Origin of the sequence: Nonomuraea endophytica, from assembly GCF_014203235.1 — a bacterium.
GTDB classification, from domain to species: Bacteria; Actinomycetota; Actinomycetes; order Streptosporangiales; family Streptosporangiaceae; genus Nonomuraea; species Nonomuraea endophytica.
In genome coordinates this window covers 528095-554656 of sequence record NZ_JACHIN010000001.1, presented here as the reverse complement: position 1 = coordinate 554656, position 26562 = coordinate 528095, and the positions used below count along the sequence as shown (strand labels likewise).

20 protein-coding genes are annotated in these 26562 nt (G+C 71.3%); 10 read left to right on the top strand and 10 right to left on the bottom strand.

Annotated features, from left to right (window positions below; all coding sequences use genetic code 11):
• Positions 1 to 7: 7 nt before the first annotated feature.
• A complete protein-coding gene (locus HNR40_RS02445; RefSeq protein ID WP_184958011.1) occupies positions 8 to 391 on the top strand; it encodes a DUF3291 domain-containing protein in 384 nt (127 codons plus the stop codon).
• On the opposite strand, the gene HNR40_RS02440 is transcribed toward HNR40_RS02445, so the two are convergent.
• From HNR40_RS02440 to HNR40_RS02430, 3 genes are all read right to left on the bottom strand, one after another.
• Complete coding sequence (locus HNR40_RS02440; RefSeq protein WP_184958010.1) at positions 369 to 1460, bottom strand: sensor histidine kinase; 1092 nt, start codon at positions 1458 to 1460, stop codon at positions 369 to 371. The genes HNR40_RS02445 and HNR40_RS02440 overlap by 23 nt on opposite strands.
• Positions 1457 to 2110, bottom strand: coding sequence for a response regulator transcription factor (locus HNR40_RS02435; RefSeq protein ID WP_184958009.1), 654 nt, complete (start codon positions 2108 to 2110; stop codon positions 1457 to 1459). Before HNR40_RS02435 ends, HNR40_RS02440 begins: the two co-directional genes overlap by 4 nt.
• Positions 2111 to 2399: 289 nt before the next feature.
• Positions 2400 to 3170 carry a DeoR/GlpR family DNA-binding transcription regulator gene (locus tag HNR40_RS02430; RefSeq protein WP_184958008.1) on the bottom strand — a complete coding sequence of 257 codons (771 nt, stop codon included), beginning with the start codon at positions 3168 to 3170 and terminating at the stop codon, positions 2400 to 2402.
• Between the two features lie 127 nt (positions 3171 to 3297).
• Between HNR40_RS02430 and HNR40_RS02425 the strand changes: the two genes are divergently transcribed.
• The 4 genes from HNR40_RS02425 to HNR40_RS02410 all read left to right on the top strand — a co-directional run bounded on the left by HNR40_RS02425 (position 3298) and on the right by HNR40_RS02410 (position 7521).
• On the top strand, positions 3298 to 4173 hold the full coding sequence (locus HNR40_RS02425; protein WP_184958007.1) for an SIS domain-containing protein: 876 nt from the start codon (positions 3298 to 3300) through the stop codon (positions 4171 to 4173).
• Positions 4170 to 5315, top strand: coding sequence for an N-acetylglucosamine-6-phosphate deacetylase (gene nagA, locus HNR40_RS02420; RefSeq protein ID WP_184958006.1), 1146 nt, complete (start codon positions 4170 to 4172; stop codon positions 5313 to 5315). The genes HNR40_RS02425 and nagA overlap by 4 nt, the downstream gene beginning before the upstream one ends.
• A complete protein-coding gene (locus HNR40_RS02415) occupies positions 5315 to 6346 on the top strand; it encodes a 1-phosphofructokinase family hexose kinase (RefSeq protein WP_184958005.1) in 1032 nt (343 codons plus the stop codon). Before nagA ends, HNR40_RS02415 begins: the two co-directional genes overlap by 1 nt.
• A 344-nt stretch (positions 6347 to 6690) precedes the next feature.
• Positions 6691 to 7521, top strand: a complete 831-nt coding sequence (locus HNR40_RS02410; RefSeq protein ID WP_184958004.1) for a class II fructose-bisphosphate aldolase — start codon at positions 6691 to 6693, stop codon at positions 7519 to 7521.
• On the opposite strand, the gene HNR40_RS02405 is transcribed toward HNR40_RS02410, so the two are convergent.
• A complete protein-coding gene (locus HNR40_RS02405; RefSeq protein ID WP_184958003.1) occupies positions 7505 to 8344 on the bottom strand; it encodes an alpha/beta fold hydrolase in 840 nt (279 codons plus the stop codon). The two genes, HNR40_RS02410 and HNR40_RS02405, sit on opposite strands and share 17 nt — an antisense overlap.
• Before the next feature lie 117 nt (positions 8345 to 8461).
• Here HNR40_RS02405 and HNR40_RS02400 point away from each other — a divergent pair, with 117 nt between their 5' ends.
• Complete coding sequence (locus HNR40_RS02400; RefSeq protein WP_184958002.1) at positions 8462 to 10183, top strand: glycerol-3-phosphate dehydrogenase/oxidase; 1722 nt, start codon at positions 8462 to 8464, stop codon at positions 10181 to 10183.
• A 108-nt stretch (positions 10184 to 10291) separates the two neighbouring features.
• The gene (locus tag HNR40_RS02395; protein WP_184958001.1) at positions 10292 to 13156 is read left to right on the top strand and encodes a M36 family metallopeptidase; all 2865 of its coding nucleotides are present in this window, start codon (positions 10292 to 10294) and stop codon (positions 13154 to 13156) included.
• A gap of 42 nt (positions 13157 to 13198) precedes the next feature.
• On the opposite strand, the gene HNR40_RS02390 is transcribed toward HNR40_RS02395, so the two are convergent.
• From HNR40_RS02390 to HNR40_RS02380, 3 genes are all read right to left on the bottom strand, one after another.
• The gene (locus HNR40_RS02390; RefSeq protein ID WP_184958000.1) at positions 13199 to 14374 is read right to left on the bottom strand and encodes a helix-turn-helix transcriptional regulator; all 1176 of its coding nucleotides are present in this window, start codon (positions 14372 to 14374) and stop codon (positions 13199 to 13201) included.
• Between the two features lie 74 nt (positions 14375 to 14448).
• Positions 14449 to 16533, bottom strand: a complete 2085-nt coding sequence (locus HNR40_RS02385; protein ID WP_184957999.1) for a beta-propeller domain-containing protein — start codon at positions 16531 to 16533, stop codon at positions 14449 to 14451.
• Between the two features lie 32 nt (positions 16534 to 16565).
• A complete protein-coding gene (locus HNR40_RS02380; RefSeq protein WP_184957998.1) occupies positions 16566 to 18716 on the bottom strand; it encodes a protein kinase domain-containing protein in 2151 nt (716 codons plus the stop codon).
• 75 nt (positions 18717 to 18791) lie between these two features.
• Here HNR40_RS02380 and HNR40_RS02375 point away from each other — a divergent pair, with 75 nt between their 5' ends.
• Genes HNR40_RS02375 through HNR40_RS02365 form a run of 3 tightly spaced genes read left to right on the top strand, consistent with a single transcriptional unit; the run spans position 18792 to position 22705 of the window.
• Positions 18792 to 20282: a succinic semialdehyde dehydrogenase gene (locus HNR40_RS02375; protein ID WP_184957997.1), complete on the top strand. Its 1491-nt coding sequence runs from the start codon at positions 18792 to 18794 to the stop codon at positions 20280 to 20282.
• Positions 20279 to 21961: an FAD-dependent oxidoreductase gene (locus tag HNR40_RS02370; RefSeq protein WP_184957996.1), complete on the top strand. Its 1683-nt coding sequence runs from the start codon at positions 20279 to 20281 to the stop codon at positions 21959 to 21961. The genes HNR40_RS02375 and HNR40_RS02370 overlap by 4 nt, the downstream gene beginning before the upstream one ends.
• Positions 21962 to 21967: 6 nt before the next feature.
• Positions 21968 to 22705: an MBL fold metallo-hydrolase gene (locus tag HNR40_RS02365; protein WP_184957995.1), complete on the top strand. Its 738-nt coding sequence runs from the start codon at positions 21968 to 21970 to the stop codon at positions 22703 to 22705.
• On the opposite strand, the gene HNR40_RS02360 is transcribed toward HNR40_RS02365, so the two are convergent.
• The 3 genes from HNR40_RS02360 to HNR40_RS02350 all read right to left on the bottom strand — a co-directional run bounded on the left by HNR40_RS02360 (position 22689) and on the right by HNR40_RS02350 (position 26544).
• Positions 22689 to 24179: a DUF885 family protein gene (locus tag HNR40_RS02360; protein WP_184957994.1), complete on the bottom strand. Its 1491-nt coding sequence runs from the start codon at positions 24177 to 24179 to the stop codon at positions 22689 to 22691. The two genes, HNR40_RS02365 and HNR40_RS02360, sit on opposite strands and share 17 nt — an antisense overlap.
• A gap of 10 nt (positions 24180 to 24189) precedes the next feature.
• Positions 24190 to 25443, bottom strand: a complete 1254-nt coding sequence (locus tag HNR40_RS02355) for an MFS transporter (protein ID WP_376773427.1) — start codon at positions 25441 to 25443, stop codon at positions 24190 to 24192.
• Positions 25444 to 25554: 111 nt separating this feature from the next.
• Positions 25555 to 26544: a LacI family DNA-binding transcriptional regulator gene (locus tag HNR40_RS02350; RefSeq protein WP_184957992.1), complete on the bottom strand. Its 990-nt coding sequence runs from the start codon at positions 26542 to 26544 to the stop codon at positions 25555 to 25557.
• Positions 26545 to 26562: the final 18 nt, after the last annotated feature.

Sequence of the window (26562 nt, the reverse complement as noted above, 5' to 3'; positions counted from 1 at the left end):
GTGCGACATGATCACTCCTTGGGTGCCCGGACCCGCCGCCGGCCATGTGGGCGACGTGCAGGTGATGGCGTCCCGGTTCGAGCTGAAGAGCCTGGCCCAGGTGCCCGGGTTCCTGTTCCAGGCGATGCGGATGTTGCTGCAGGCCCGGCGGAGCGCGGGGGCGGTGGGGGCCACGTTGAAGGCGGCGCCGTTCAAGAAGACCTTCTGGACGCTGTCGGCGTGGACGGACCGCGCGGCGCTCGGCGCGTTCGCCGGGGCGCAACCGCACCGCGGCATCGTCCAGGCGTACAAGAACAGCATGGCGGCATCGACGTTCGAGTTCTGGACGGCCGCCGCCCCGGCAGGCTGGGACGAGGCGCACGAACGCCTCAAGGACGGCGTGGCAGGGTGACGCTCACGCTCAGGCCGCCGTCGGGCAGCGCGCCGAGATCGAGCGTGCCGCGGTGGGCCCGGACGATGGCGGCCACGATCGACAGGCCGAGCCCGAGGCCGTCTCCCGAGGCCCGCCGCCCCGGCTCCAGGCGCTGGAACGGCTGCAGGAGCATCGGCACCTGCTCGGGCGGGATCACCGCGCCGGAGTTCGCGACGCGGAGGGTGGCAGCGGCGTCCTCCGCGCCGGTCTCCACCGTGATCCAGCCGCCCGGCCTGTTGTACGTCACGGCGTTGTCGACCAGGTTCGCGACCAGGCGTTCCAGGAGGGCGCGGTCACCGGAGACCGGCGCGGGGGCCAGCGTCGCGCGCACGCCCGGATGGTCCAGGAACGGCTCGGCGACCGCGGCCAGGTCGAGTGGTTCCCGCCGATCGAGGCCCTGCTGGCCGCGGGCCAGTGTCAGGAGCGCCTCGATGAGCCGCTCCTGGTGCCGGCCCGCGGCCAGCAGCCTTTCCAGTACGGCCCGCAGCGCCACCACGTCGGCGTCCGGATCGGCCAGCGCCACCTCGGCCATCGCGCGCTGAAGGGTCAGCGGCGTGCGCAGCTCGTGCGAGGCGTTGGCCACGAAGCGGCGCTGCGCGGTGAAGGCCGCGTCGAGCCGGTCGAGAAGCTGGTCGAAGGTGTCGGCCAGCTCCCTGAGCTCGTCGTCGGGCCCGGTCGCCGACAGGCGGCGGTCCAGCCGGTCGGCGGTGATGCGGCGTACCGTCGCGGTCATCACGCCCAGCGGCCGCAACGCCCGCCCGGCGACCAGCCACCCCAGCCAGAGGGAGGCTATCGCCATGGCGCCCAGCGCGATCAGCGAGTTGACCAGCAGCCGCGTGGACGCGGCCGGGTCCCGGAGGCCGCCCAGCCTCGGCTCCTGGAGGGTCACAGCCCGCGCGGCTCCGCTGCCCGGCAGGACGGGGGCGGCCGGCGGGCTGGGGAAGGGGGAGTGCTCGACAAGGAAATAGGTAAGCACGACCAGCAGCGCCCCGGCCACCACGAACAGGCCGCTGTAGAGCACGGTCAGCCGAAACCGCACGGTCCTCATATGCGGTATCCGGCCTGGGGGATGGTTTCGATCAGCGGCGGGTCGCCGAGTTTGCGGCGCAGGCGGCTGATCGTCACCTTCACGGTCTGCGTGAACGGGTCGGCGAACTCGTCCCAGCCCCGCTCCAGCAACTGCTCCGCCGAGACCACCGCGCCCTGCGCGGCCAGCAGCAGCTCCAGCACCGCGAACTCCTTCGGGCTCAGCACTAGCCGGCGTCCGTCGCGGGTGGCGACCCGGGTGGACGGATCCAGCTTCAGCCCGCCCCTCGCCAGCACCGGCGGCAGCGCGGGCCGCGCCCGCCTGGCCAGCGCGCGCACCCGGGCGACCAGCTCGGCGAACGCGAACGGCTTCGGCAGGTAGTCGTCGGCGCCGATGCCCAGGCCGGTGACCCGGTCGGAGATCGTTCCCGCGGCGGTGAGCATGAGCACCCGCGCCGGGCAGCCCCCGTCGGCCAGCGTCCTGCAGACCTCGTCACCGTGTACGCCGGGCAGGTCGCGATCCAGGACGACCACGTCATAGGCGTTGGCCGCCGCGCGTTCCAGCGCCGCGTGGCCGTCGAAGACCACGTCCACCGCCATGCCCTCGCGCCGCAGCCCGGCGGCGACCGTCAGCGCCAGTTCCTCGTGGTCCTCGACCATCAGCACCCGCATGACGCCCCAGAATGCCCCGCCCCCGGTTACAACCGGGTAACCGCCGACCCTGTCGGCCCAATCGGGGAAACCGGCTGGGGTGCCCGGCATGGCAGTGGGGACACCACCGGGCAAGGCGGAGCGTGGGATTGGGGCAAGAGTTCGGGCCTTGAGGGGTGACGTGGGCCGTTGCGGTGGGGACCACGTCCGACGTGAGAAGCGACCCCCGCGATCTGCGCGCGCGCACGACGGCGGGTGGCGGTGGGGCGGCTTGCCGTAACGGATGGAAGGCCCTGAACAGAAGCGAGAATCAGGCGCGGATGACTTTGACGCCGGCCTCGGAGATTTGGTCGAAGAGCGCGTCGGAGAGTTGTTCGTCGGTGACGAGGGTGTCGATCTCGGACAGGGGGCAGATGCGGGCGAAGGCGCGTTTGCCGATCTTGGATGAGTCGGCGACCACCACCACCTGCGCCGCGCGGCTGACCAGCAGATGGTTGACGCTGGCCTCGCCCTCGTGGTGGGCGGAGGCGCCGAGTTCGGCGTCGAGCGCGTCCACGCCGAGGAACGCCGCGTCGAGCGTGACCTGGTCCAGGACGCCGTTGGCCAGCGGGCCGATGAGCTCGTAGGACTGCTGGCGGGCCACGCCGCCCGTCACCACGATCTTGACGTGCTGGCGGACGGTGAGCTCCGAGGCGATGTTCAGCGCGTTGGTGACGATGGTGAAGCCCGACTCCAGCGTCGACTGGGTGGCGAGGGTGCGGGCCAGCTCCGAGGTGGTGGTGCCGCCGTTGAGGCCGATGACGGCGCCGGGGTTGACGAGTTCGGCGGCGGCCGCGGCTATGCGGTGCTTCTCGTCGGCGTGCCGGGCGGTCTTGTAGCGCAGCGGCAGGTCGTAGCTGACGCTCTGGGCCACGGCGCCGCCCCGCGTGCGCATGAGCATCTGCTGCTGGGCGAGTTGGTCGAAGTCGCGGCGGATGGTGGCGGTGGAGACCTCGAGCGCCTGGGCAGCTTCCTCTACGGAGAGACGGCCCTCCTGGGCGAGCAACTCGAGAATCGCGTTCCATCTGTCATACCTGGACACGATTTGCCTCCTAGGTGATCCGTCAGGAGCAAGCGTGGCACAACCGAGGAGGTCAGAGCGAACAGTGCAGTTTCCTGCTTCATTCTGGTATAAAAAACGCAGAAACAATCACCCCCGGAGGTAAGTGGTGACCACCCACACCGAGGCAGAGATCGCCTCTCAGCCCGACTGCTGGCGCCGTGCCGTCGAGAACGTTCCCGTCGACGCGCTGCCGCGACCGGGAGAGCGCGTCGCCGTCGTCGGCTGCGGGACCTCCTGGTTCATCGCCATGGCGTACGCCACGCTGCGCGAGCGGGCCGGGCTGGGCGAGACGGACGCGTTCGCCGCCTCCGAGGCGCCCACCGGACGCCGCTACGACCGCGTGCTCGCCCTCACCCGCTCCGGCACCACCACCGAGGTGCTGGAACTGCTCGGCAAGCTCGGCGACACCAGGACCACGGCGATCACCGCCGACCCGAACACCCCGATCATGAGCGCCGCCGAGCAGGTGATCGTGCTCGACTACGCCGACGAGAAGTCCGTCGTGCAGACCCGCTTCGCCACCACCCAGCTCGCCATGCTCCGCGCGAGCCTCGGCGAGGACCTCACGCGGGCGATCGACGACGTCGCTGAGGCGGTGGCCGCGCCGCTGCCCGAGCAGCTGGTCGAGGCCGAGCAGTTCAGCTTCCTCGGCTCCGGCTGGTCCGTGGGCCTGGCCCAGGAGGCAGCGCTGAAGATGCGCGAGGCGTCCCGGTCGTGGACGGAGGCGTACCCGGCCATGGAGTACCGCCACGGCCCGATCAGCATCGCCGGGCCCGGCCGGGTCACCTGGATGCTCGGTTCCGCCCCGGAAGGACTGCGCGAGCAGGTCGAGGCCACCGGCGGCGGGTTCTTCGAGTCCTCGCTGGACCCGATGGCCGAACTCGTCCGCGCCCAGCGCGTGGCCGTCGCGCGCGCCTTCGCCCGCGGGCTCAACCCGGACGAGCCCCTGCACCTCACGCGATCTGTGATCCTTTCTTCATGAGCATCACTGCATCCGTCACTCTCTCCGACGCCCGCATCGTGAGCCCCGAGGGGGTTCACGACGGGTGGCTGACCATCGAGGACGGCCGGGTCACGCACGTCGGGCAGGGCCCGGCGCCGCGTGACGGTCACAGTCTGGGCGGACGCCACGTCGTGCCCGGGTTCGTGGACATCCACAACCACGGCGGTGCGGGCGGCTCCTTCCCGACCGGCGACCAGGAGACCGCGCGCGACGCGATCGCCCTGCACCGGAAGCACGGCACCACCACGATGGTGGCCAGCCTGGTCAGCGGGCCCGTGAACGGTCTCGCCGCGGCGGCCGCCTCGCTGGCCGACCTGTGTGACGACGGACTGCTGGCCGGGATCCACTTCGAGGGTCCCTACATCTCCAAGGACCGCTGCGGCGCGCACGACCCGACCGCGTTGCGCGATCCGTCGCCGGGGGAGTTCGCCGGGCTGGTGAAGGCCGGGCGCGGACATGTGCGCATGGTCACCATCGCCGCCGAACTGCCCGGTGCGCTCGACACCATCCGCGAGGCCGTCGGCTCCGGCGTGATCGCCGCCATCGGCCACAGCGACGCGACGTTCGAGCAGACGCAGGCCGGGATCGAGGCGGGTGGCAGCGTCGCCACACACCTGTACAACGCGATGCCGGCGCTGGGGCACCGCGCCCCCGGGCCGATCGCCGCGCTGCTGGAGGACGAGCGGGTGACCGTCGAGCTGATCAACGACGGGGTGCACGTGCATCCGGCGATGATCAAGCTGGCGTTCGACGTCGCGGGGCCGGGCCGTACCGTGCTCATCACCGACGCCATGATGGCCACCGGCCTGTCCGACGGCGTCTACAAGCTCGGCAGCATGGACGTCAACGTCGCCGGCGGCGTCGCCCGGCTGGTCGAGGGCGGCTCGATCGCGGGCAGCACGCTCACCATGGACGTCGCGTTCCGGCGCGCGGTGCGGGTGGCCGGGCTCACGTTGTCCGAGGCGGTGAGCGTGACCTCGGCGACCCCGGCACGCGTGCTCGGCCTGTCCGACCGGCTCGGCACGATCGCCGCCGGCAAGTTCGCCGACCTGGTGGTGCTCTCCGCCGACCTTGAGGTGGAGGGCGTGATGCGGCGCGGAATCTGGACCACGGAGCCCTGATGATCGTCACTGTCACCCTCAACGCCGCCCTGGACACCACCTACCGGGTCGGGGCCGTGGACTGGGACGGCGTCAACCGCGTCTCGGCGGTTCACCGGCGGGCGGGTGGCAAGGGCGTCAACGTGGCCCGCGTGCTGGCCGCCCTCGGTCACGACGTGCTGGCCGTGGGCCTCGCGGGCGGTCCGACCGGCCAGGCCGTACTGTCCGAACTGGACTCCGCGGGGCTCGCGCACGCCTTCACCCCTATCGCGGGCGAGTCCCGCACCACCCTGGTCATCTCCGCCCATCCCGCCGACTCGTCGGGTGCGGGGGTTTCGGCTGGTACGGCGGCGCCTGCCGCCGGCCGGACGGCGTTGTTCAATGAGCCGGGTCCCGAGGTGACGCCCGAAGAGCTACGAAATTTCGTGATGTCGTTTGAAACGCGGGTCAGGGCGGCCGATGCGGTGGTGATCTCGGGGAGTCTGCCCGGAGGCGTGCCTGCCGACTTCTACGCCACGCTGGCCCAGATCGCCGCCCGCCACGGCGTGCCCGCCATCGTCGACGCCGACGGTGAGCCGCTGCGCCACGCACCCGCCGGACGGCCCACGATCGTCAAGCCCAACCACGAGGAGCTCGCCAGGGCGGTGCCCGGCGGCACTCCGGCCGAAGGCGCCCAGGCCCTGCGCTCCCGGGGGGCCGAGTCGGTGGTGGTGTCCATGGGCAAGGACGGCCTGCTGGCCGTCACGCCGGAGGGGGACTTCCGGGCCCGCATGCCGTACACGGTGGCGGGGAACCCGACGGGCGCGGGCGACGCGTTGGTGGCCGGGCTGGCGCTGGGCCTGGTCGAGGCGGCCGCCTGGCCGGACCGCCTCCGCCGAGCCGCCGCCCTCGGCGCCGCCGCGGTCGCCGCACCGGTAGCAGGCGACTTCGACCACAACGTCTACACCGACATCCACCCAAAGATCGACATTTCCAAACCCCACCCACCCACCAGCCCCACCCACCCAACCCACCAGCCCCACCAGCCCAACCTGCCAGACCCACCCGACTAGGCCGATCCGCCCGACCTGCCCGCCAGACCTGCCAGACCTGCCAGACCTGCCAGACCTGCCAGACCTACCGCCACACCCGCCCGACTTGGCCGACTTGGCCGATCCGCCCGTCGGATCCGGCTGTCAGACCCGTCCGACCGACGGACCGCTGATCAGGCGTCCGAGCCACCCGCCCGTCCGACCTGCGCCCGAGCTGTCCGCCCAAGCGGTCCGCCCAAGCGGTCCGCCCGACCCGCCTGACGGGCGGATCCGCCGGTCAGGCGGGTCGGGCGGCTCGGGTCGGGTGACCCGCATGACCCAGCAAGCGCCCCAGCCCGGGGCACCACGATCTGAAGGAGCCCGTCATGCCCCTCGCCGGAATCGGCGACATCATCGCCAGCTCCCCCGCCGGCGTCGGCGCGTTCAATGTGATCCAGCTGGAGCACGCCACCGCCATCGTGGCCGGCGCCGAGGCCCTGGGCCTGCCGGTGGTCCTGCAGATCAGCGAGAACTGCGTCCGCTACCACGGCGCCCTCGCGCCCATCGCCCGTGCCTCGATGGCCGTGGCCGAGCTGGCCAAGGTGCCGGTGGCCGTCCACCTGGACCATGCCACGCGGCGTGACCTGGTGGAGGAGGCGGTGGAGCTGGGGATCGGGTCGGTGATGTTCGACGCCTCGGCGCTGCCCGACGAGGAGAACGTGCGGGTCACGGCCGAGGTGGCGGCGTACTGCCATGAGCGGGGTGTCTGGGTGGAGGCCGAGCTCGGCGAGGTCGGCGGGAAGGACGGCGTGCACGCGCCCGGCGCGCGCACCAAGCCGCACGAGGCGGTCGACTACGTGGCCCGCACCGGCGTGGACGCCCTGGCGGTGGCGGTCGGCAGTTCGCACGCCATGACCACGAAGGACGCCGTCCTCGACCTGGCCCTGATCGCCGAGCTGCGCGCGGCGGTGCCGGTCCCGCTGGTGCTGCACGGCTCGTCGGGGGTGCCCGACGAGACTCTGAGCGCGGCGGTACGGCAGGGCATGAAGAAGATCAACATAGCCACCCACCTCAACAAGGCGTTCACCGGCGCGGTCCGCGACTACCTGGCCCGCGACGAGAAGGTGGTCGACTCCCGCAAGTACCTCAAGGCGGGCCGCGATGCGGTGGCCCGCGAGGTGACGCACCTGCTGAAGGTGCTCACGACTCCCGCATGAACCGGAGGAACGCCTGAGGGTCGTCCAGCCAGGGAAAATGCCCGGCGCCCTGCTGGACGGCCATGACCCCGCGCGGGAACAACCCGGCCATCTCACGGACGACCTCCGGCATGGCTCCCATGTCGTACTCGCCGGCCAGCAGGCGCACCGGCCCCTCGAAATCGCCCAGGGCGGCCCGGGTGGACGGCGGGTCGAAGGCGTCCCGGCCGTAGACACGGGCGGCGTCGTCGTTGCGCAGCGCGTCCTCGGCGACGACGCGGGCACGGGCGGCCTCGTCCCAGCGGCCCCAGGAGAACGGCGCGATGGCCGGCCAGTCGTCGGGCCCGCCGCGGCCTTCGGTGATGTTCACCAGCGCGGCATGGGCGCCGGCGAACCAGGGCTCGTCCTTCCTGAGCATGGCGAACGCGCGCCGCTGTTCTCCCGACGGCATGAGGCCGACGGCGAACACGCTGGGCGTGATGAGCGTCAGCGACCGTACGCGCTCGGGGTGGCCGGCGGTGTAGAGGACCGCGAGGTTGGCGCCGGCGGAGTGGGCGAGCAGGTCGAGCCGCTCCAGGCCGAGGTGGCGGCGCAGGGCTTCCACGTCGGGGACGAGCCGGTCGCAACGGTAGGTGGAGGTGTCCTCCGGTACGGCGGAGCCGCCTGTGCCGCGCAGGTCGAGCATGACCAGGCGCCGGTCCGCTGACAGCCCGCCCAGGTCGCCGAGGTAGCTGGAGGCCGACATGGGCCCGCCCGGCAGGCAGACCAGCGGCTCGCCCTGGCCGAACTCGTGGCGGGCCAGGGCGGTTCCGTCGTCGGCGGTGAACATCGTGGTGGAGGTCATGGCCGACAAGCCTGGACGAACGAGGTCACGAAACGAAGCGGCGCCGTAAAGGAAGGAGAAGGGGGGAATAGGGTCGGGAGGGATAGCCGACGGCCAGGACGAGCGGCAGGGGGACAGATGTCGGGTAAGGGCGCACTCGGGCCGGATGACCGGACGGCGGCGCTTGCGGCCATGGGGGAGCGGGAGCTCGATCTCGTGGTGGTCGGCGGCGGGGTCGTGGGCGCCGGGGTGGCGCTCGACGCGATCACGCGCGGGCTGCGGGTCGGAGTGGTGGAGGCCAGGGACTTCGCCTCCGGCACCTCCTCGCGCTCGTCGAAGCTGATCCACGGCGGCCTGCGCTACCTGGAGCAGCTCAACTTCGAACTGGTCCGCGAGGCGCTGCAGGAGCGGGCGCTGCTGCTGCAGCGGATCGCGCCGCACCTGGTACGGCCGGTGCCGTTCCTGTTCCCGATGACGCATTTCGGGTGGGAACGGCCTTACGTGGGCGCCGGCGTGGCGCTGTATGACACGCTCGGTTTCGCCTCCGGCCAGAACAGGGGCGTGCCCGGCCACCGGCACCTGTCGCGCAGCCGCGCGCTGCGCCTGGCGCCGGCGTTGAAGAAGACCTCGTTCACCGGCGCCGTGCAGTACTGGGACGCGCAGGTCGACGACGCCCGCTACGTGATGACGCTGCTGCGCACGGCCGCCTCCTACGGCGCGCACGTGGCCCAGCGCGCCCAGGTCGTCGGCTTCCTGCGCGAGGGCGAGCGCGTCACCGGCGTCCGGGTACGCGACCTGGAGAGCGGCGCCGAGCTGGACGTGCGCGCCCAGCAGGTGGTCAACGCCACCGGCGTCTGGACCGACGACATCCAGGAGCTCGTCGGCGGCCGAGGCCAGATCCACGTACGCGCCTCCAAGGGCATCCACCTGGTCGTCCCCAGGGACCGCATCCACTCGCGGACCGGGATCATCCTGCGCACGGAGAAGTCGGTGCTTTTCGTCATCCCGTGGGGCCGCCACTGGATCATCGGCACCACCGACACCGAGTGGACGCTCGACAAGGCCCACCCGGCCGCCTCCCGCGTCGACATCGACTACCTGCTCGACCACGTCAACGCGGTGCTGTCGGTGCCGCTGACGCGCGACGACGTGGAGGGCGTCTACGCGGGGCTGCGCCCGCTGCTGTCCGGCGAGTCGGAGGAGACCTCCAAGCTGTCGCGCGAGCACGTCGTCGCCCACCCGGTGCCCGGACTGGTGATGATCGCCGGGGGCAAGTACACGACCTATCGGGTGATGGCCAAAGACGCGGTCGACGCCGTCGCGCACGGCCTCGACCAGCGGGTGCCGCGCTCGTGCACCGACCGCGTCCCGCTCGTCGGCGCCGAGGGCTACCAGGCGCTCTGGAACGGCCGCCAGCGCCTGGCCGCCGAGTCCGGCCTGCACGTGGCCAGGATCGAGCACCTGCTCCAGCGGTACGGCTCGCTCATCCACGAGGTCCTGGCCCTGATCGAGGACGACCCGTCGCTGGGCGGCCCGCTCAACGGCGCCGACGACTACCTGCGCGCCGAGATCGTCTACGCCGCCACCCACGAGGGCGCCAGGCACCTCAACGACGTGCTGACCAGGCGTACCCACATCTCGATCGAGACCTTCCACCGCGGACTGGCCGTGGCGCACGAGGCCGCCGAGCTGCTGGCCGGGCCGCTCGGCTGGGACGACGAGCAGGTCAAGCGCGAGGTGGAGTATTACACCAAGCGGGTCGAGGCCGAGCGGCTGTCGCAGGAGCAGGATTCCGACCAGGCCGCCGACGCGATCCGGCTGGGCGCGCCGGAGATCGTCCCGATCCCGGAACGGTCGTGATCGAACCGTTCCGGGCGGGTAAGTATTCGCATTACGTAGGTCCTACGTATAGGCGTCGCCCCTGATCGTGATCGATGTTGGCTGTTGATCCCGATCAGGAGGACCTTCATGCGACGACGCATCCCGGTACTCGCCTTGCTCGCCGGCGCCCTAGCCTTATCCGGCGCGGGCGTCGCCTCCGGTGAACAGGCCCAGCAGGCCCCGCCGGCGACGCCTGCCGTACACGGCGACGACCACGGCAAGCCTGACATCGACAACAGGAAGGGCGAGGTCAGCCCGCCCGCCCAGGCCAGAAGAAGCGGCACGGAGACCGTCCGCTGGAACGCTCTCGGCACCGCGGCCGTGGTCACGGCCGACAAACCGCTGGCCGAGGGCCTCTCGTCCGACCCGGAGCAGGCGGCGCGCGCCTATCTGGCGGCCAACCCGCAGCTCTTCGGCGAGGCGCTCGGCTCGTTGGAGAAGGTGGCGGTCAACCCCATCGGCTCCGGCTTCGCCGTACTGCTGAGGCAGAAGTTCGGCGACCTTCCCGCGGGTGCGGACGGCATGGTCGTGGTCGGCGTCCAGGGCGGCAAGGCCGTCTACGCCTCCTCCTCGCTGTCACGCTCCACGGCCACGCCCCCCGCGGCCGCGATCACCGAGCAGCGGGCGCTGGAGATCGCCGCCCAGGACGCCGAGATCGACCTGGCATCGGCGACGACCAAGCAGGTCACCGCGGTGGCGGTGCCCGCCGGCGAGAACGTGCACCGGGCGTTCCAGGTCGTGCTCATCGGCAAGGACGTCGGGTACACGACCCACGTCGACGCGGTGAGCGGCGCGATCCTGCTGCGCGAGAGCCTGGCCGACCAGTTCGACCCGGAGTGGTCGGTGTTCCCGGCCAACCCGCCGGCCGACTACTCCTCGACCGACAACCGCCAGCGCTGGTGCTTCACCCCCGGTCCCGGCTGCGCCCTCGTGGTCGGCGGCGACCCGGCCACCAACAAGGCCTGGGACGTGGACCACGCGACGGACACGCCCACGAACACGAGCCTCGGCAACGCGGCCCGCACGTTCGAGAACCGCGCCAGCGGCGACCCGTTCACGGTCGGCACCCGCAGCAACGTGCTGACGCCGAGCCGCAAGTACGTCTACCCGTGGACGAACGCCTGGTACAAGGCGTCGTGCAACCCGGCCGTGCTCGACCAGCCGGGGGAGGCCGACCTTGAGGCGGCGATCTCGAACCTGGGCGCGATGCACAACCGCATGCACGACTGGTCCTACCGGCTCGGCTTCACCGAGACCGCGTGGAACATGCAGGTCAGCAACGGCGACCGCGGCGGCCTCGGCGGCGACCCCGAGCAGGGCAACGCCCAGGCGGGCGCGAAGGTCCTGAGCGTGCGCGACAACGCCAACCAGATCACCGGCCCCGACGGGGTCGCGCCGATCACGAACATGTACATGTGGCAGCCGATCGCCGGCTCCTTCTACTCGCCGTGTGTCGACGGTGACTACGACATGTCGGTCATCGGGCACGAGTACACGCACGCCATCTCCAACCGCATGGTCGCCGGCCCCAACGCCGGCCTCAGCGGCGCGCAGGCGGGCGCGATGGGCGAGAGCATGTCCGACCTGTTCGCGATGGAGTACCTCTACGAGAACGGCTTCCGCCCGCGCGGCAACACCCCGTACGTCACCGGCGGTTACGCCACCGGCGACGCCGAGCGCGGCATCCGCAACTACGACATGTCCAAGTCGGACCTGAACTACAGCAACATCGCCTACGACCTGGTCGGACAGCAGGTCCACGCCGACGGCGAGATCTGGTCCTCGACCCAGTTCGACGTCCGCAAGGCCTTCCTCAAGAGGTACGGCGACGCCTCCGCCCGCGTCCAGCGCGACTGCGCCGAGGGCCGCAGGGCCATCGACAAGTGCCCGGGCAACCGCCGCTGGATCCAGCTCCACTTCGACGCGTTCCTGCTCACGGCCGTCGGCACGCTCAGCTACGTCGACATGCGCGACGCGATGCTGGCCGCCGACCGGCTGCGCTTCGACGGCAAGAACCAGGACATCATGTGGAACGCCTTCGCCGAGCACGGCCTCGGTGACGGCGCCACCAGCAACGGCACCGCCGACCCCGACCCGGTGCCCAGCTTCGTCTCCCCGCACGCCAAGAACGCCACGTTCACGCTGAAGCCGGTCGGCGAGTCGAAGGACGCGGCGGTCCGCCTGTACGTGGGCGACTACGAGGGCCGCGTGGTTCCGGTGGCCGACACCGACCCGGCCACCGCGATCGACGAGACCTTCCAGATCGTGCCCGGCAAGTACGACTTCGTGGCGGTCGCGCCGGGCTTCGGCCACACGCGCTTCTCGCTGCCGGTGCTGCCGGGTCTGAAGCTGCCGCTGCCGTTGTCGCTGAGCCGTAACCACGCCTCCGCCGCGGCGGGCGCGACGGCTTCCGGCGACGGCGTCAACCAGGCCAAGCTCATCGACGAGACGGAGGCCACGAACTGGGCCTCGCTGACCGGCCCCGTGGCCGGCAAGAACGTCATCGTCGACCTGGCCGGGACCGCGCCGGTGCGCGTGGGCCGGGTCCAGGTCAGCGCCCTGCTCCGGCCGAACATCGGCGACCCGGCCGACCCGGGCCCGCAGAACCGCTTCTCGGCGCTGCGCTCGTTCGAGATCCTGGCCTGCGACGCCTCCACCGGCGCCGACTGCGCCAACCCGGCGAGCTTCCGCAAGGTCTACACCAGCGCGTCCGACGCGTTCCAGACGGCCAGACCCCGCCCGCGCGGCGCCGACCTGCTGATCGAGTCGTTCCGGGTGCGGTCGTCGAAGGCCACCCACCTCATCCTGCGTACGGTGACCAGCCAGTGCACCGGCAACCCGGTTTATGCCGGTGAGCAGGACCAGGACCCCAACTCCGCCACCGACTGCACCACCGCCAGCCCGCTGGCCGGCCACATCAGGGCCGCCGAGCTGCAGGCGTTCACCCACTAGGAAACGTTCGACCGTAGCCCCGCCGCATGCCATGCGGCGGGGCTATTCGGTGTTTCCCGGGAGTTGCCTTCGGGAGGTCAGGCCGAGTTTGCGCAGGGCGTTGGCCACGTGCACCTCGACGGTCCTGGGCGACAGGAAGAGGCTCTCGGCGATCTCCCGGTTGGTCAGCCCCTGGGCCGCCAGGCCGATCACCTGCTCCTCGCGCGGCGACACCGCGCCCTTCGTCTCGGCCGGCGCCTCCACCCTGCGGTGCAGCCTGCGCCGGACGCCGGGGGTGATCGAGTCGTAGACCGCCTGTCTGGCCAGGGGCTGGCGCAGGCCGTACCGGCCGGGGGAGGGCTGGTGGAGCAGGCCCCGCCGTACCGCCTCGGCGAGGCCGCGCTCGCTCTGCTCGGGCGGGAGGCCGGCGACGGCGGCGAGCGACCGCTCGCTCGCCGGCTCGTCGACCACCGCGGCCGCCTGCACGATGCGCCGCGCCGCGACCGGCAGCGCCTCGATCTTCAGCAGTACGGCGTCGCGCAACGCGGGCGGTGTCCCGGGGCCCCGGCCTTCGGCCAGCATCCTGGCCAGTTCCTCGATCGCGAACGGCACCCCGAGCGTCAGCGGCCACAGATCCGGCGGGTCGGGCAGCAGGTGCTTGGCCAGCAGCGCGGTCTCCTCGACGTCCAGCGGCGCGAGGGACAGCTGGGTGTGGCGGATGTGCGGCGGCAGGTGCGAGCGGAACCCGGCGACGGGGAAGGAGGCGTCCTCCGGCCGGTAGGTCAGCAGGAGGTTGGCCCCGGCGGGCAGGCAGCGGGTGAGGAAGGCCAGCAGTTCGCGGCTGTCGGGATCGATCCAGTGCACGTCCTCGACGACCAGCGTGATCGGCTGGAGCGCGTCGATCAGCGACAACACGGCCCGGAACAAACGATGCCGCTCGACCTGCGGGTCCTGGACAGGAGGCGGGTCGAGCGGCAGGAGGTGGGAGAACTCCGGTAACAGGGGGCGTAAGGCCCCGGTGACCGGGTTGAGGCCGGGCGGGAGGTCGGCGTCGCGCAGGGCCTCCACGATCGGGCCGAACGGGAAGCGCATGGGGTGACAGCTGCCGACCAGCAGGGGGCTGGACAGTTCGTGGAGCAGGCGCGTCTTGCCCACGCCCGCCTCGCCGTCGATCAGGACGACCGCGGGTGGGCGGGCGAGGACGGCCGACACCTGGTCGAGTTCTCGCTCTCGTCCCACGAAAGGCATCCGCACCCCCAACATCACGGTGTCAGTGGATTTTTCACCATTAGTTGGGGACTGTCCAGATCCGTTTACGTCACCGGGATCCACGCCTTCTCGGCGAGCGTGGTGGCGTCGTTGACCTGGACGCCTTCGTAGGAGACCGTCCAGAGCTCGTCGCCGATCACCATCGCCCGCTGGATGCCGGGCTGGTAGGTGTATTCCTGCTGCGTCTGCTTCGGGTGCTTGACCATGCCGAGCTTGGTGACGCCGCTCTGGTCCACCTTCATCACCATGGCGCCGGTGGTGTTGTCCTTGTAGCCGGACAGCGGGATCACCGTCAGGCCGGTCTTGGGCCAGTACAGGAACGCGTGCGGGTCCCACTCGGCCTCGGAGCCGGAGTCCTTCTGGAACATCTGCGACAGCCGGCGCGGGCTGGCCGGGTCGCTGACGTCGAACAACGACAACTGAGTGCCCAGCGTGCGGCCCTTGTCGCTGGCCTCCTGGCCGACGCCGATGAGCCGGCCGTCGCCCGCCGGGTGCAGGTAGGCGGAGTAGCCGGTGATCTTCAGCTCGCCGGTGACGCGCGGGGCGGCCGGGTCGCGCAGGTCCAGGGTGTAGAGCGGGTCGACCTGGCGGAAGGTGACCACGTAGCCGACCGGGCCGATGAAGCGCACGGAGTAGATGCGCTCGCCCTTGCCCAGGCCGCCGACCTCGCCGACCTTGTCGAGGGTGTCGGCCTTGAGCACGTAGACGGCGCTGGAGCTGGTCTTCTGGTCGGACTGCGTGGTGGCCACGCGCAGGTTGCCCTCGAACTCCGACAGCGAGTACTGGTTCAGCAGGCGGCCGGGGACCTTGCCGGAGGAGACGTACTTGGGCGCGCCGGCCTGGCCGACGTCGAAGCGGTGGACCTCGGTCTCCTCGGGCGGGATCACCGGGGTGGGCCGGGCCGGCTCGGTGGGATCGACGGGCGGGGCGTCGGTCGGGGAGGCGGTGGGGGTGTCGGTCGGGGTGGAGCTGGGAGTGGCGCTCGGGGTCGCGCTGGGGGTGGGCTCGGTCGGGGAGGGCTCTTCCGCGGGCGCCTGGGCGGTGGAGGCGGTGTCCGGGGTCGCGGCCGGGGTGGGGGGCGGCTCCACCGCGGTGTCCTCCAGGATCACCGGACCGCTGGGCCACCACCAGCGCGGGTTGCTCGCCACGTACAACGACTGGCCGGTGCCGTAGACGGTGTCGCCGTCGGCGGCCAGGCTGATCGGGTCGGTCCCGGCGGCAGTCACGCCCTGGGCCAGGTCGAGGCTGTGCACGGTCAGCAGCGAGGTGCCGGTGTAGTCGGCCGGGTGGCTGACCCGCTCGCAGGCCACCGAGTCCTTCTTGACCGTGCCGTTCTCGTCGGTGATCTCGATCTTGGGCAGCCAGGCGTCGACGGGGGCCTGCCGTACGACCTCTTGGTTGATCTTCTTGAGTTGTTCCTCGCCGATGCGGTCCTTCGGCTGCGGGAACTTGATGTCCGGCTGGCTGCGGGTCACGATGCGGACCGTCGAGCCGACCATGCGGGCGTCCACGTGCTCACCCTGGGGGCGTACCGTGCTGAGCACCTTGGGCTTTCCGGACAGGTCGACCAGGATGTACGCGGTCTGCATCTGCGGGGCGAAGCGCTTTTCCATCATCGCCATGCCGCCGCGGTAGATCACCAGCACGCGGTCGCCGGAGATGAGCAGGTCGCCGCTCATGAAGCCGCCCGGCTGGTCCTGCTTGACCAGTTCGAGCTCGGCCGTCACCTTCTTGGTCGCGGTGTCGATCACGCGCAGCTTGCCGTTCGTGACCGTGAAGACGCGGTTGCCGTCGGTCTTGACCAGGTCGGGCTCGTCCACGCCGGCCTCGTGCACGTTCGTCGTGGAGTGCTCGGGCGTGGCCTTCGCCGTCATGGCGGTGTCCGACTGCATCATCTCGCGCGCGCCGAACGGCTGGATCCCGGGGCCGAACCCCCACGGGCCGACGTTCTCCGCCGCCTTCTGTCGCAGCCCGGCGAGCATGTCGTCGCAGCTCGAATAGGCGACCAGGCGCACGTCCTTGCTCAGGTCCAGCGGCGCCGGCTCCGGCGTCTGGGCGGTGGAGGTGCAGGCGGCGGCGGCCGTCGCCAGGGCGGCGACGGTCAGTGCCGTGCGGATCAGCGTCTTCATGTCCTCCATGACGGATGGCCGGGCGAAGCGGTTCAGGAGCCTCGTGTCGGATTGATGGTGAAAGTCGGGCTGAACTCCACGTCGTCGGAGACGTCCAGCAGTTTGCGGCTGAGTTTGCCGTCGAAGCCGACCACCTGGATCTCGTCGCGCGGCGCGTCGTCCTGCTCCCAGCAGAACAGGTTCGTGTTGTCGTACCAGCCGAGCACCTTGTCGCAGGCCGAGGTGAACTTGCGCACCTGGGTGCCGGTCGCCGCGTTCCACAGGCAGTGGTCGCCGTCGTCGCCGCCCGGGCAGTTGGTGACGAACTTGCTGCCGTCGGGGGAGAAGACGTCCTGCGTGCCCGAGGGCAGCTCGCCCACCTCGGCGAGGTCGCGCACGGCCTTGCCCGAGGGGCCGAAGAACCGCAGCCCGGCGTCCTTGCCGTAGACGGCGATCACGCCCTTCTCCTCGGCGTCCCATCCGTAGCCGGACTCGCGGACCTGCGGGTCGCTGACCTTGCTCAGGCGGGCCTTGCCGCTCGCCACGTCCACGACCGCGAAGCCGAGATAGATCCAGTTGCTGCCGATCTTCTTCTCGAGGTTGAGCAGGATCCGCTTGCTGTCCTTCGACCAGCTCGCGATGCTGCTGATCTCGGGGCGGCGCACGGTCTTGACCGTGGTCCTGCCGCCGCCGGCCCGGTCGGTGATCACGATGTAGTCGTAGCCGTCGGAGGTGTAGTTCTGGCCGCGGCTGGCCATCATCGTGCCGTCGGGGGACAGCAGGGTCTCCTCGTTGTCGCCGTAGCGCTGGAACCCGCCGTCGAGGCCGTCCCTGGCGTAGTCGACCCAGTTCTTGCCGCTCTTGTCGTAGACCTCGTAGGACGTCAGCGTGATCGGGTCGGTGGTGCTCTCGTGCAGGTAGATGCTGGCGCCGGGCAGCTTCGTCCGCTTGATGTCGGCGGGGGGCGTGCTCTTGGTGCTCGCCCGCTTCTTGGCGCTCGGCTCCGGTGTCGACGAGGCCGCCGTCGTCCCACCCTGACTCCACGGTACGGCCAGCGCCACGCCCCCCAGAAGCAGGAGCGCCACGCCGATCGAGATCCCGATGAGCAGGGGCGCCCGCCGCTTCCGCCCGGACTGATTGGTCGGCGCCGCCCCCCAATGCGACGCCCCACCCATGCTCTGTCCACCCATGCCCTGGACGGCTTGGCCTGGTGCCGACTGGCCAGGCGCGGGCCAGCTCTGTCCGGGATGTCCTGGTCCGGTGGCAAAGGGTCCCTGGCTGCCGGGTCCTTGGCTTCCGTGGCTCTGGTTCGGGGGGCCTGTCGGGTAGGGCGTCGGCTGGGGGTGGATGGTCGCCGCCGCCGCGCCCTGCGCCAGCATGCCCCCGGCCGACGGCACCGGATGTTGCAGCAGCCGCATCATGACCTGCTCGGCCGTGGGCCGCAGCGCGGGGTCCTTCTGCAGGCAGGCGCCCACCACCTCACGCAGCGCCCCGTCCAGCGCTCCGAGGTCGGGCGGCTGGTTGAGCACCCGGTTGATGACCGCCGGCATCGTGTCGTTGCCGAACGGCGGCCGGCCCGTGGCGGCGTACACCATCGTGGCGCCCCACGCGAACAGGTCGGCGGAGGGTCCGACGGGCTGGCCCATGAACTGCTCGGGCGGCATGTACGACGGCGTCCCCACCGCCATGCTGGTCAGGGTGGAGGTGGCGTTCAACGCACGGGCGATGCCGAAGTCGATCACCCGCGGCCCGTCGGAGCCGATGATGACGTTGGCCGGCTTGAAGTCGCGGTGGACGATCCCGGCCTGGTGGATGGCGGCCAGCGCGGTGGCGGTGCCGATGGCCAGGCGGTGCAGCGCGGATCCGGCCCGCGGCCCCTGCTCCTGGACGATCCGGTGCAGGGAGGGCCCGTCGATGAATTCGCTGACGATGTAGGGCCGCTCGTTCTCGACGCCCTTGGCCAGGACGGTGGCGGTGCAGAAGGGCGCGACCTGCTCGGCGACCTGCACCTCGCGCATGAACCGCTCGATGCTGACGGCGTCGCCGGCCAGCTCGGAGCGTAACCACTTGACGGCCACCTCGGTGCCGGCCGGGTCGGTGGCGAGGTAGACGACGCCCTGCCCGCCCTCGCCCAACCGGCCCAGCAACCGGTACGGTCCCAGCCCTTCTGGGTCCCCTGGTCTGAGCGGCGAGAAAGACGGCATGATTCGAATTCTGGCCTCATATTGCGATGGACGACAAAACTACCGGCCAGTAGCTATCCGGAATATCATTCGGTCATGCATGTGACCCGGCAGATCACCGCCCCCTTCACCGGCGAACAGATCGCCGAACTCCCCATCTCGGACGGCGACCACGTACGCGCCGCCCACGAGAAGGCGAGGCAGGCTCAGACCGCATGGGCCGCGCTGCCGGTCGCCGAGCGCGTCCGCCCGTTCCTGCGCCTGCACGACGAGATCCTCAACCGCCGCGACGAGATCCTCGACATCGTCCAGAACGAGACGGGCAAGGCCAGGAAGCACGCGTTCGAGGAGGTTCTCGACGTGGCCGGCTGCGCGCTGCACTACGCCCGCCGCGCCGCCCGGCTGCTCGCGCCCAAGGGCCGCAAGGGCATCTTCCCCGTGGCCACCCAGGTCACCGAGCTGCGCCAGCCCAAGGGCGTCGTCGCCCTGATCACCCCGTGGAACTACCCGCTCTCGCTGGGCGTGACCGACGCCATCCCCGCGCTGCTGGCCGGCAACGCGCTCGTGCACAAGCCCGACACCCAGACCGCGCTGTCCACGCTGTGGACCGTCGACCTGCTGGCCGAGCTCGGCATGCCGCGCGAGATCTGGCAGATCGTGCTCGGCGAGCCTGCCGACATCGGCGACGCGCTGCTCGACGGGGCCGACTACGTGGCGTTCACCGGCTCCACGCGCGGCGGCCGCAAGATCGCCGAGGAGGCGGCCAAGCGGCTCATCGGCTGCTCGCTGGAGCTCGGCGGCAAGAACCCCATGATCGTGCTCGACGACGCCGACCTCGACGTGGCCGCGCACGGCGCGGTCCGCGCCTGCTTCACCAACGCCGGCCAGCTCTGCCTGTCGGTCGAACGCCTCTACGTGCACGAGTCGCGCTTCGACGACTTCGCCCAGCGCTTCGCCAAGCAGGCCAAGAACCTCAAGCTCGGCGCGGGCTTCGACTGGTCGGTCCAGATGGGCTCGCTCACCTCCCGCCGCCAGCTCGACACGGTCAGCGCGCACGTGGACGACGCGATCGTCAAGGGCGCGAGCCTCCTGGCCGGCGGCAGGGCCCGCCCCGACCTGGGCCCGTTCTTCTACGAACCGACCATCCTCACCGGCGTCAGCGAGAAGATGGAACTGTGCGCCAACGAGACCTTCGGCCCCGTCGTGGCCCTCTACCCGTTCACGAGTGACGAGCACGCCGTGGCCCTGGCCAACGACACCGTCTACGGCCTCAACGCCTCCGTCTGGACCCGCGACCTGGCCAGGGGCCGATCGGTCGCCGCCCGGCTGAAGGCCGGCACGGTCAACGTCAACGAGGGCTACGCCGCCGCGTACGCCTCCTACGACGCGCCCATGGGCGGCATGAAGTCCTCCGGCCTCGGCCGCAGGCACGGCGCCGAGGGCCTGCTGCGCTACACCGAGGCGCAGACCGTGGCCTCCCAGAGCACGCTGCTGGGCTTCGAGGCGCCCTTCGGTCTCGGCGAGGAGACCTGGGCCGAGCTCAGGGCCACCGCTTTCAAAGCCATGCGGAGGCTGCGCATCAAATGAGCGACTTCGACGTCCTGGTCATCGGCTCCGGCTTCGGCGGCAGCGTCTCGGCGCTGCGGCTCACGGAGAAGGGCTACTCGGTCGGCGTGCTGGAGGCCGGCCGCCGCTTCACCGCCGCCACGCTGCCCAAGAACTCCTGGCGGGTACGCGACTTCCTGTGGGCGCCGTGGCTCGGGCTCAAGGGCATCCAGCGCATCCACGTACTCGGCGGCGACCGGGGCAACCGCGTGATGGTGCTGGCCGGGGCCGGTGTGGGCGGTGGTTCGCTGGTCTACGCCAACACCCTCTACGAGCCGCTCGACCCCTTCTTCGCCGACGCGCAGTGGGCCGGCATCACCGACTGGAAGGCCGAGCTCGCGCCCCACTACGACCAGGCCAAGCGGATGCTCGGCGTCGTCGTCAACCCGACCACGACCCGCGCGGACGAGATCATGAAGAAGGTCGCCGCCCGGATGGGCGTGGCCGACACCTTCCACCTCGCCCCCGTCGGCGTCTACTTCGGCGAGGACGGCGTCGACCCCTACTTCGGCGGCGCCGGCCCCGCGCGCAACGGCTGCCTGGAGTGCGGCGAGTGCATGACCGGCTGCCGCCACGGCGCCAAGAACACGCTCACCGAGAACTACCTCTACCTCGCCGAGAAGGCCGGCGCCCGGGTCTACCCGGAGTGCACGGTCACCTCCGTCCGTCCGCGCCCTTCCGGCGGTTACGTGGTGGAGGTCCGCAAGACGGGTTCGGTACGGCTCCGCCGTACCTTCACCGCCCGGCAGGTGATCTTCGCGGCCGGCACCTACGGCACCCAGCGGCTGCTTCACAAGCTGCGCGGCAACGGCGCGCTGCCCCGGATCTCCGCCCGGCTCGGCGTCCTGACCAGGACGAACTCCGAGGCGCTGCTCGGCTTCGAACGCCTGGCCGTGCACGGCGAGAAGCTCAACGGCGGCGTCGCCATCACCTCCTCGATCCACCCCGACGCCGAGACGCACATCGAGCCGGTGCGCTACGGCAACGGCTCCAACGCCATGGGACTGCTGCGCACGCTGCTCGTGGACGGCGGCCAGAACCGGTGGCGGGTCTTCGGCCGGGAACTGGCCGCGCAGCCGCTCAAGGCCCTGCGCCTGCTCAACCTGCGGCACTGGTCGGAGCGGTCCGTCATCGCCCTGGTCATGCAGGCCAAGGACAACTCGATCTCGGTGACCCGCACCCGCTGGGGGCTGCGCGCCGCGCCCGGACACGGCGAGCCGAACCCCACGTGGATCCCGGCGGGCCACGACGCGGTACGCCACGCGGCCGAGGAGATCGGCGGCCTGCCCGGCGGCTCCTGGCTGGACCTGTTCGACATCCCGGCCACCGCGCACTTCCTGGGCGGATGCGCGATCGGCGGCTCGGCGGAGCACGGCGTGATCGACGCCTACCACCGCCTGTACGGCCACGAGGGCCTGCACGTGATCGACGGCTCCGCGATCTCCGCCAACCCGGGCGTCAACCCGTCGCTGACCATCACCGCGCAGGCCGAGCGGGCGATCGCGCTCTGGCCGAACGCCGGTGAGCCGGATGCCCGGCCGGCTTTGGGCGCGCCGTACAAGAGGCTGGAGCCCGTCGCGCCGCGCGCTCCCGCGGTGCCCGACGCCGCCCCGGCGGCGCTGCGCCTGTACGGAATATCCAAGCGGCCCGGCATGTCGTAACGCGGTATGCGGATCCAATACGTGGGCGGCCCGACCGCCATCCTGGAGATCGGCGGGCTGCGCCTGCTGACCGACCCGACCTTCGACCCGCCCGGCGACTACCCGGTCGGCAGCGGGCTGACCAAGACCGAAGGGCCGGGCGTGGCGATCGCGGAGATCGGCCCGATCGACGCCGTCCTGCTTTCCCACGACCAGCATCCCGACAACCTCGACACCTCGGGACGCGAGCTGCTCGCGTCGGCGCCGCTGGTGCTGTCCACGCCGAGCGCCGCCACGCGCATCGCCGCCCAGGCGCTGCCCAACTGGAGCGAGGTGGAGCTGGGGCCGCTGACGATCACCGGTGTGCCCGCCCAGCACGGCCCCGACGGCACCGAGCACCTGGTCGGCGAGGTCACCGGGTTCGTGCTCAGGGGCGACGGCCTGCCGACCGTCTACGTCAGCGGCGACAACGCCTCCCTCGACGTCGTACGCGAGATCGCCGGGCGGATCGGCGAGGTGGACGTGGCGGTGCTGTTCGCCGGAGCCGCGCGCACCCCGCTCATCCCCGACGCCGACCTCACCCTCGGCAGCCGCGACGCCGCCGAAGCCGCCCGCGTCCTGGGCGCGAAGCACGTGGTGCCGCTGCACTTCGAGCACTGGGCGCACTTCTCGCAGGGGCGGGCGACACTGGCCGAGGCCTTCGCCGACGTGGACGGCGTGCAGGTGCTCGCCCCCGGAGAGTGGGCCGTCACAGAATCGTCTTGAGCAGCCCCAGCGGCGGCGAACCGAGGTCGAGCATGGCCTTGTGGAAACGCTGCAGCGTGAAGGCCGGGCCCCACTCCCTGCGCGCCTGCTCACGCAGGTCGAGGATGAGCAGCTTGCCCCACGTGTAGCGGCCGTAGGTGGGATCGAAGGAAGCGCGGCGGGCCTCCGACAACGCGGCGGGCCCGGACAGGTGGGTGTCCGCGGCGAAGCGGCGGGCGCCCTCCTCCACCGTCATCTGCCCGGTGTGCACGCCGATCGCGCAGGCCAGCCGGGTCACCCGCACGAGAGCCTCCAGCCAGACGCCGATCTCGAAGCGCGGGTCACCGGCCTCGAAACCCTCCTCGACGCAGACCTCCTCGACGTAGTGCGCCCAGCCCTCGGCGAACGCCATCGACTGCAGCAGCCTGCGCACGTCGCCCTTCGCGTGACGCAGCGCCCGGCCGTGCGAGAAGTGGCCGGGCGCGACCTCGTGCACGTTGATCGCGGGCAGCGTGGTGTGGCTGAACACCTCCAGCCACTCCTCCTGCTCCTCGACCGGCCACGAGGCGTCGGGCGGGGTGATGTAGTACCAGCTGGGACCCTCGGGCTCGCCGGGGGAGTTCCAGCACATCATCGCCATCGCCCAGCGGCGCGACTCGGGCGCGAGGCCGACCAGGCACTCGCCGTCGTGGTAGGGCACGAGGTCCTTCTCGCGGGTGAACGCGATGGCCTTCTCGGTGCCGATCCTGGCCGCCTCGATGACGCCGTCGGCGCCGGGGTGCTGCTTGACCAGCTCGCGGGCGACGTCCAGCGGCCTGCCGGTCTCGCCCAGCCTGGCGACGGCCTCGGCCAGCAAGGCGTGGAGGCGGTCGCGCTCGGCGTCGGCGCGCTCGGCCAGCCGGCCCAGGTCGACGTCGACGCCCTCGGTGCTGCCCATCAGCCGGGCCAGCGCGGGACCGCCCAGCGAGGCGTCCGGGTCGCCGACGGCGGCGGCCCGCTCGACGTGCGCGACCAGCAGCCGGTGGGCGTCGAGCGCGGCCGCGTCGGTGACGCCCGCGGCCAGGCCCTTGACCGCTCCGGCCAGCGCGGTGGCGACCGGGGCGCTGACCTGGTCGAGCGAAGCGATCGCGCCCTGGACCGCGGCCGGCCACGCCTGCAGATGAGCCGCCCTGGCGGCGGCGCGGTTCGCCTCGGGGGCGTAGTCGCGGTCGTAACAGGCCAGGTCGAGGTTGGACAGGTGCGGCAGCGGGTTGCGGCGATGCAGCTCAAGCTCGCCGAACTGCACGCGCAGCCCCGTCTCGAAGGCCGTGAGGTGTTCGGCGTCGTACGGGTCGTCGGGCAGCGTGCCCTCGCCCAGACGAGCCAGGCCGGACCGGACACCCTCGGGGGAGAGGTCCTGAATCCGGCCGTCGTACTCGTGCCTGCCGCCCATCTCGCGGGCCTCGGCCATGATCAGATCGGTGACAGCGCGGAGCCGGGGATCGAGTTCGGTCATGAACTCGACGCTAACGCACACCCTTGATCTTCAGTACGGCCAGCGAGGCGATCAGCGAGACCACGATCCCCACCGTGAAAAGGGTGGTGTAGCCGCCCATGGTCACCAGGAAGGCGGCGAGGGCCGGGGCGGCGATCTGCGGGCCGGCGTTGGCGATGTTGAGCACGCCCATGTCCTTGCCGACCTCGTCCTTGTTCGGCAGCACCTTGGTCACCAGGGCCATGTCCACGGCCATGAAGATGCCGAAGGCGACGCCGTGCAGGACGTTGTAGATGAGCATGCCCTCGAAGGTCGGCATGAGCAGCGGGATGCCCAGCGTGATCGCCGAGGCCAGACCGGCGATCAGCGCGAACATCCGGAACCGCGCCACCTTGTCCGACAGCGGGCCGATCAGCACCACCGCCAGGAACGTCGCGACCTGCCCGACGAGCATGAGCAGCCCCATCTTGGAGACGACCTCGGCCTTCGGGATCTTGATGAAGTCCTCGAGCAGGAAGAGGTTGAAGGTGAAGATCATCATGTAGCCGAGCATGAGCCCGAAGCGCCCGATGAACGCCCACAGGAAGTCCCGGTGCCGCAGCGGCCGCACGAACGCCGCGAGAAACTCGCCCATGTCGAACGGCTGGCGCGGCAGCTCCGTGGACGAGCGGTCGGGACTGGCCAGCACGATGAGCAGGGCCGCGGCGACCAGAACCCCCATGACCACGTAGTACGCGCCGCCGTCGGCGAGCTGCGGCATGCTCATGAACATCAGGGCGGCGGCGATCGTGGCCACCGGCGTGCCGAGGCCGAACAACGCCGAGAAGGTACCGTAGCGGCGGGCCGGCACCCGGTCGGGCAGGATCGCGGTGATCGCGGCCTGGTAGCCGTTCATGATGAGTTGCACGCCAGCCCAGCTGATGCCGAGCATGAGCACGCTGGCCGCGTTGGCCTGCAGCAGCAGCGCGAGGACGCCGACGGCGACGCAGCCGAGGATCCAGGGGGAGCGGCGGCCGAACCGGGAACGGGTCCGGTCGGAGATCTGGCCGAAGATGGGGTTGGCGATGGTGGCCATGAGCGGGCCGATCGAGTTGGCCAGCCCGAGCGCGGCCACGTCGTTGGTCCCGGTGATCAGCTGGACGTGGCGGGGCAGCAGGAACGCGCCCACTCCGACCCAGAGGAACATGACCGCGACGTTGGCAAGGGGGAGCGTGAGATAGAGCGGTCCGAGGTGGAATCCGCGATCCTCATCTGCCGTGGGGGCTTTGCCCTGAACATGGGTCATCGACCAGGACCTTTCCAGCTGTGGTGATACGTATCACCGACGATTGCTCTGGACTGTAGGTCGCCGGTCCGCGTGTGACAAGACGCGCGGCCAAGTTGTTACTAGCTGGACTTAGGAGCTGGACCTGACGATCAGGCGGGGGCCGTAGATGCTGATCACCGACCCCGGCTCCGCGGTGCGGTCGCCGCGGACCAGTTCGTCGATGTAGGCGGCCATTCCGGCCGGGGTCGCCGTGGTGTCGAAGTGGACGCTCGTCAGGCGGGGGCGTACCAGGGAGGCGAGCAGCAGATCGTCCGCGCCGACGATCGCCACGTCCTCGGGGACCCGGACGCCCGCGTCCTGCAGCGCGCTCATCAGCAGCAGCGCGTACTCGTCGTTGTAGGCGAAGATGCCGTCGGGCAGGTCGTGCCTGGTGGCGACCGCGCGGGCGGCCTCCTCGGTGAAGGCCAGGTCGATGCGCTCCGCGTCCGGCGCCACCTGGCGCACGCCGCGCAGGCGGCCCACGCCCATCAGGTCGACGCCCTCCTCGCGGGGGACGATCGCGGCCAGCCGCCTGCGTCCGCGTTCGGCCAGGTGGCGGGCGGCGCAGGCACCCACCGACTCGTGGTCCATGACCACCGCGGGCACCAGCGGGGACGGGGCGTCGGAGAAGCCGATCACGGTCCGGGTGCCCGAGGCGCGCAGCAGGTCCACCGAGGCCCTGGTGAGCCGGTCGGCCTCGACGATGATCGCCGTCGGGCGCAGCCCCGCCCATACCTTGGCCGCGGGCACGCCCTTGAGGTGGCGCTCGCCGTACTGGACGAGGGTGTAGCCGCGCGGCCGGAGCTCTTCGCCGAGGTCGTCGAGCAGATCGCGGACCAGCCCGCCGGTGCGGGCGGGGGACAGCGGGACCAGCACGATGCCGCTGCGGCCGGTGCGCAGGGTGCGGGCGCTGGCGTCGGGCACGTACCCGAGCCGGGCGGCGGCGTCGCGCACGCGCTGCCTGGTCTCCTCGCTCACCCGGGCGTTGGGGTTGTCGTTGAGCACGTAGGAGACGGTGGCCTGCGAGACGCCGGCGGCCCTGGCCACGTCCACGCTGGTCGGCGGTCTGTTCGAGGTCACAGTCTTGTCCAGTCCATC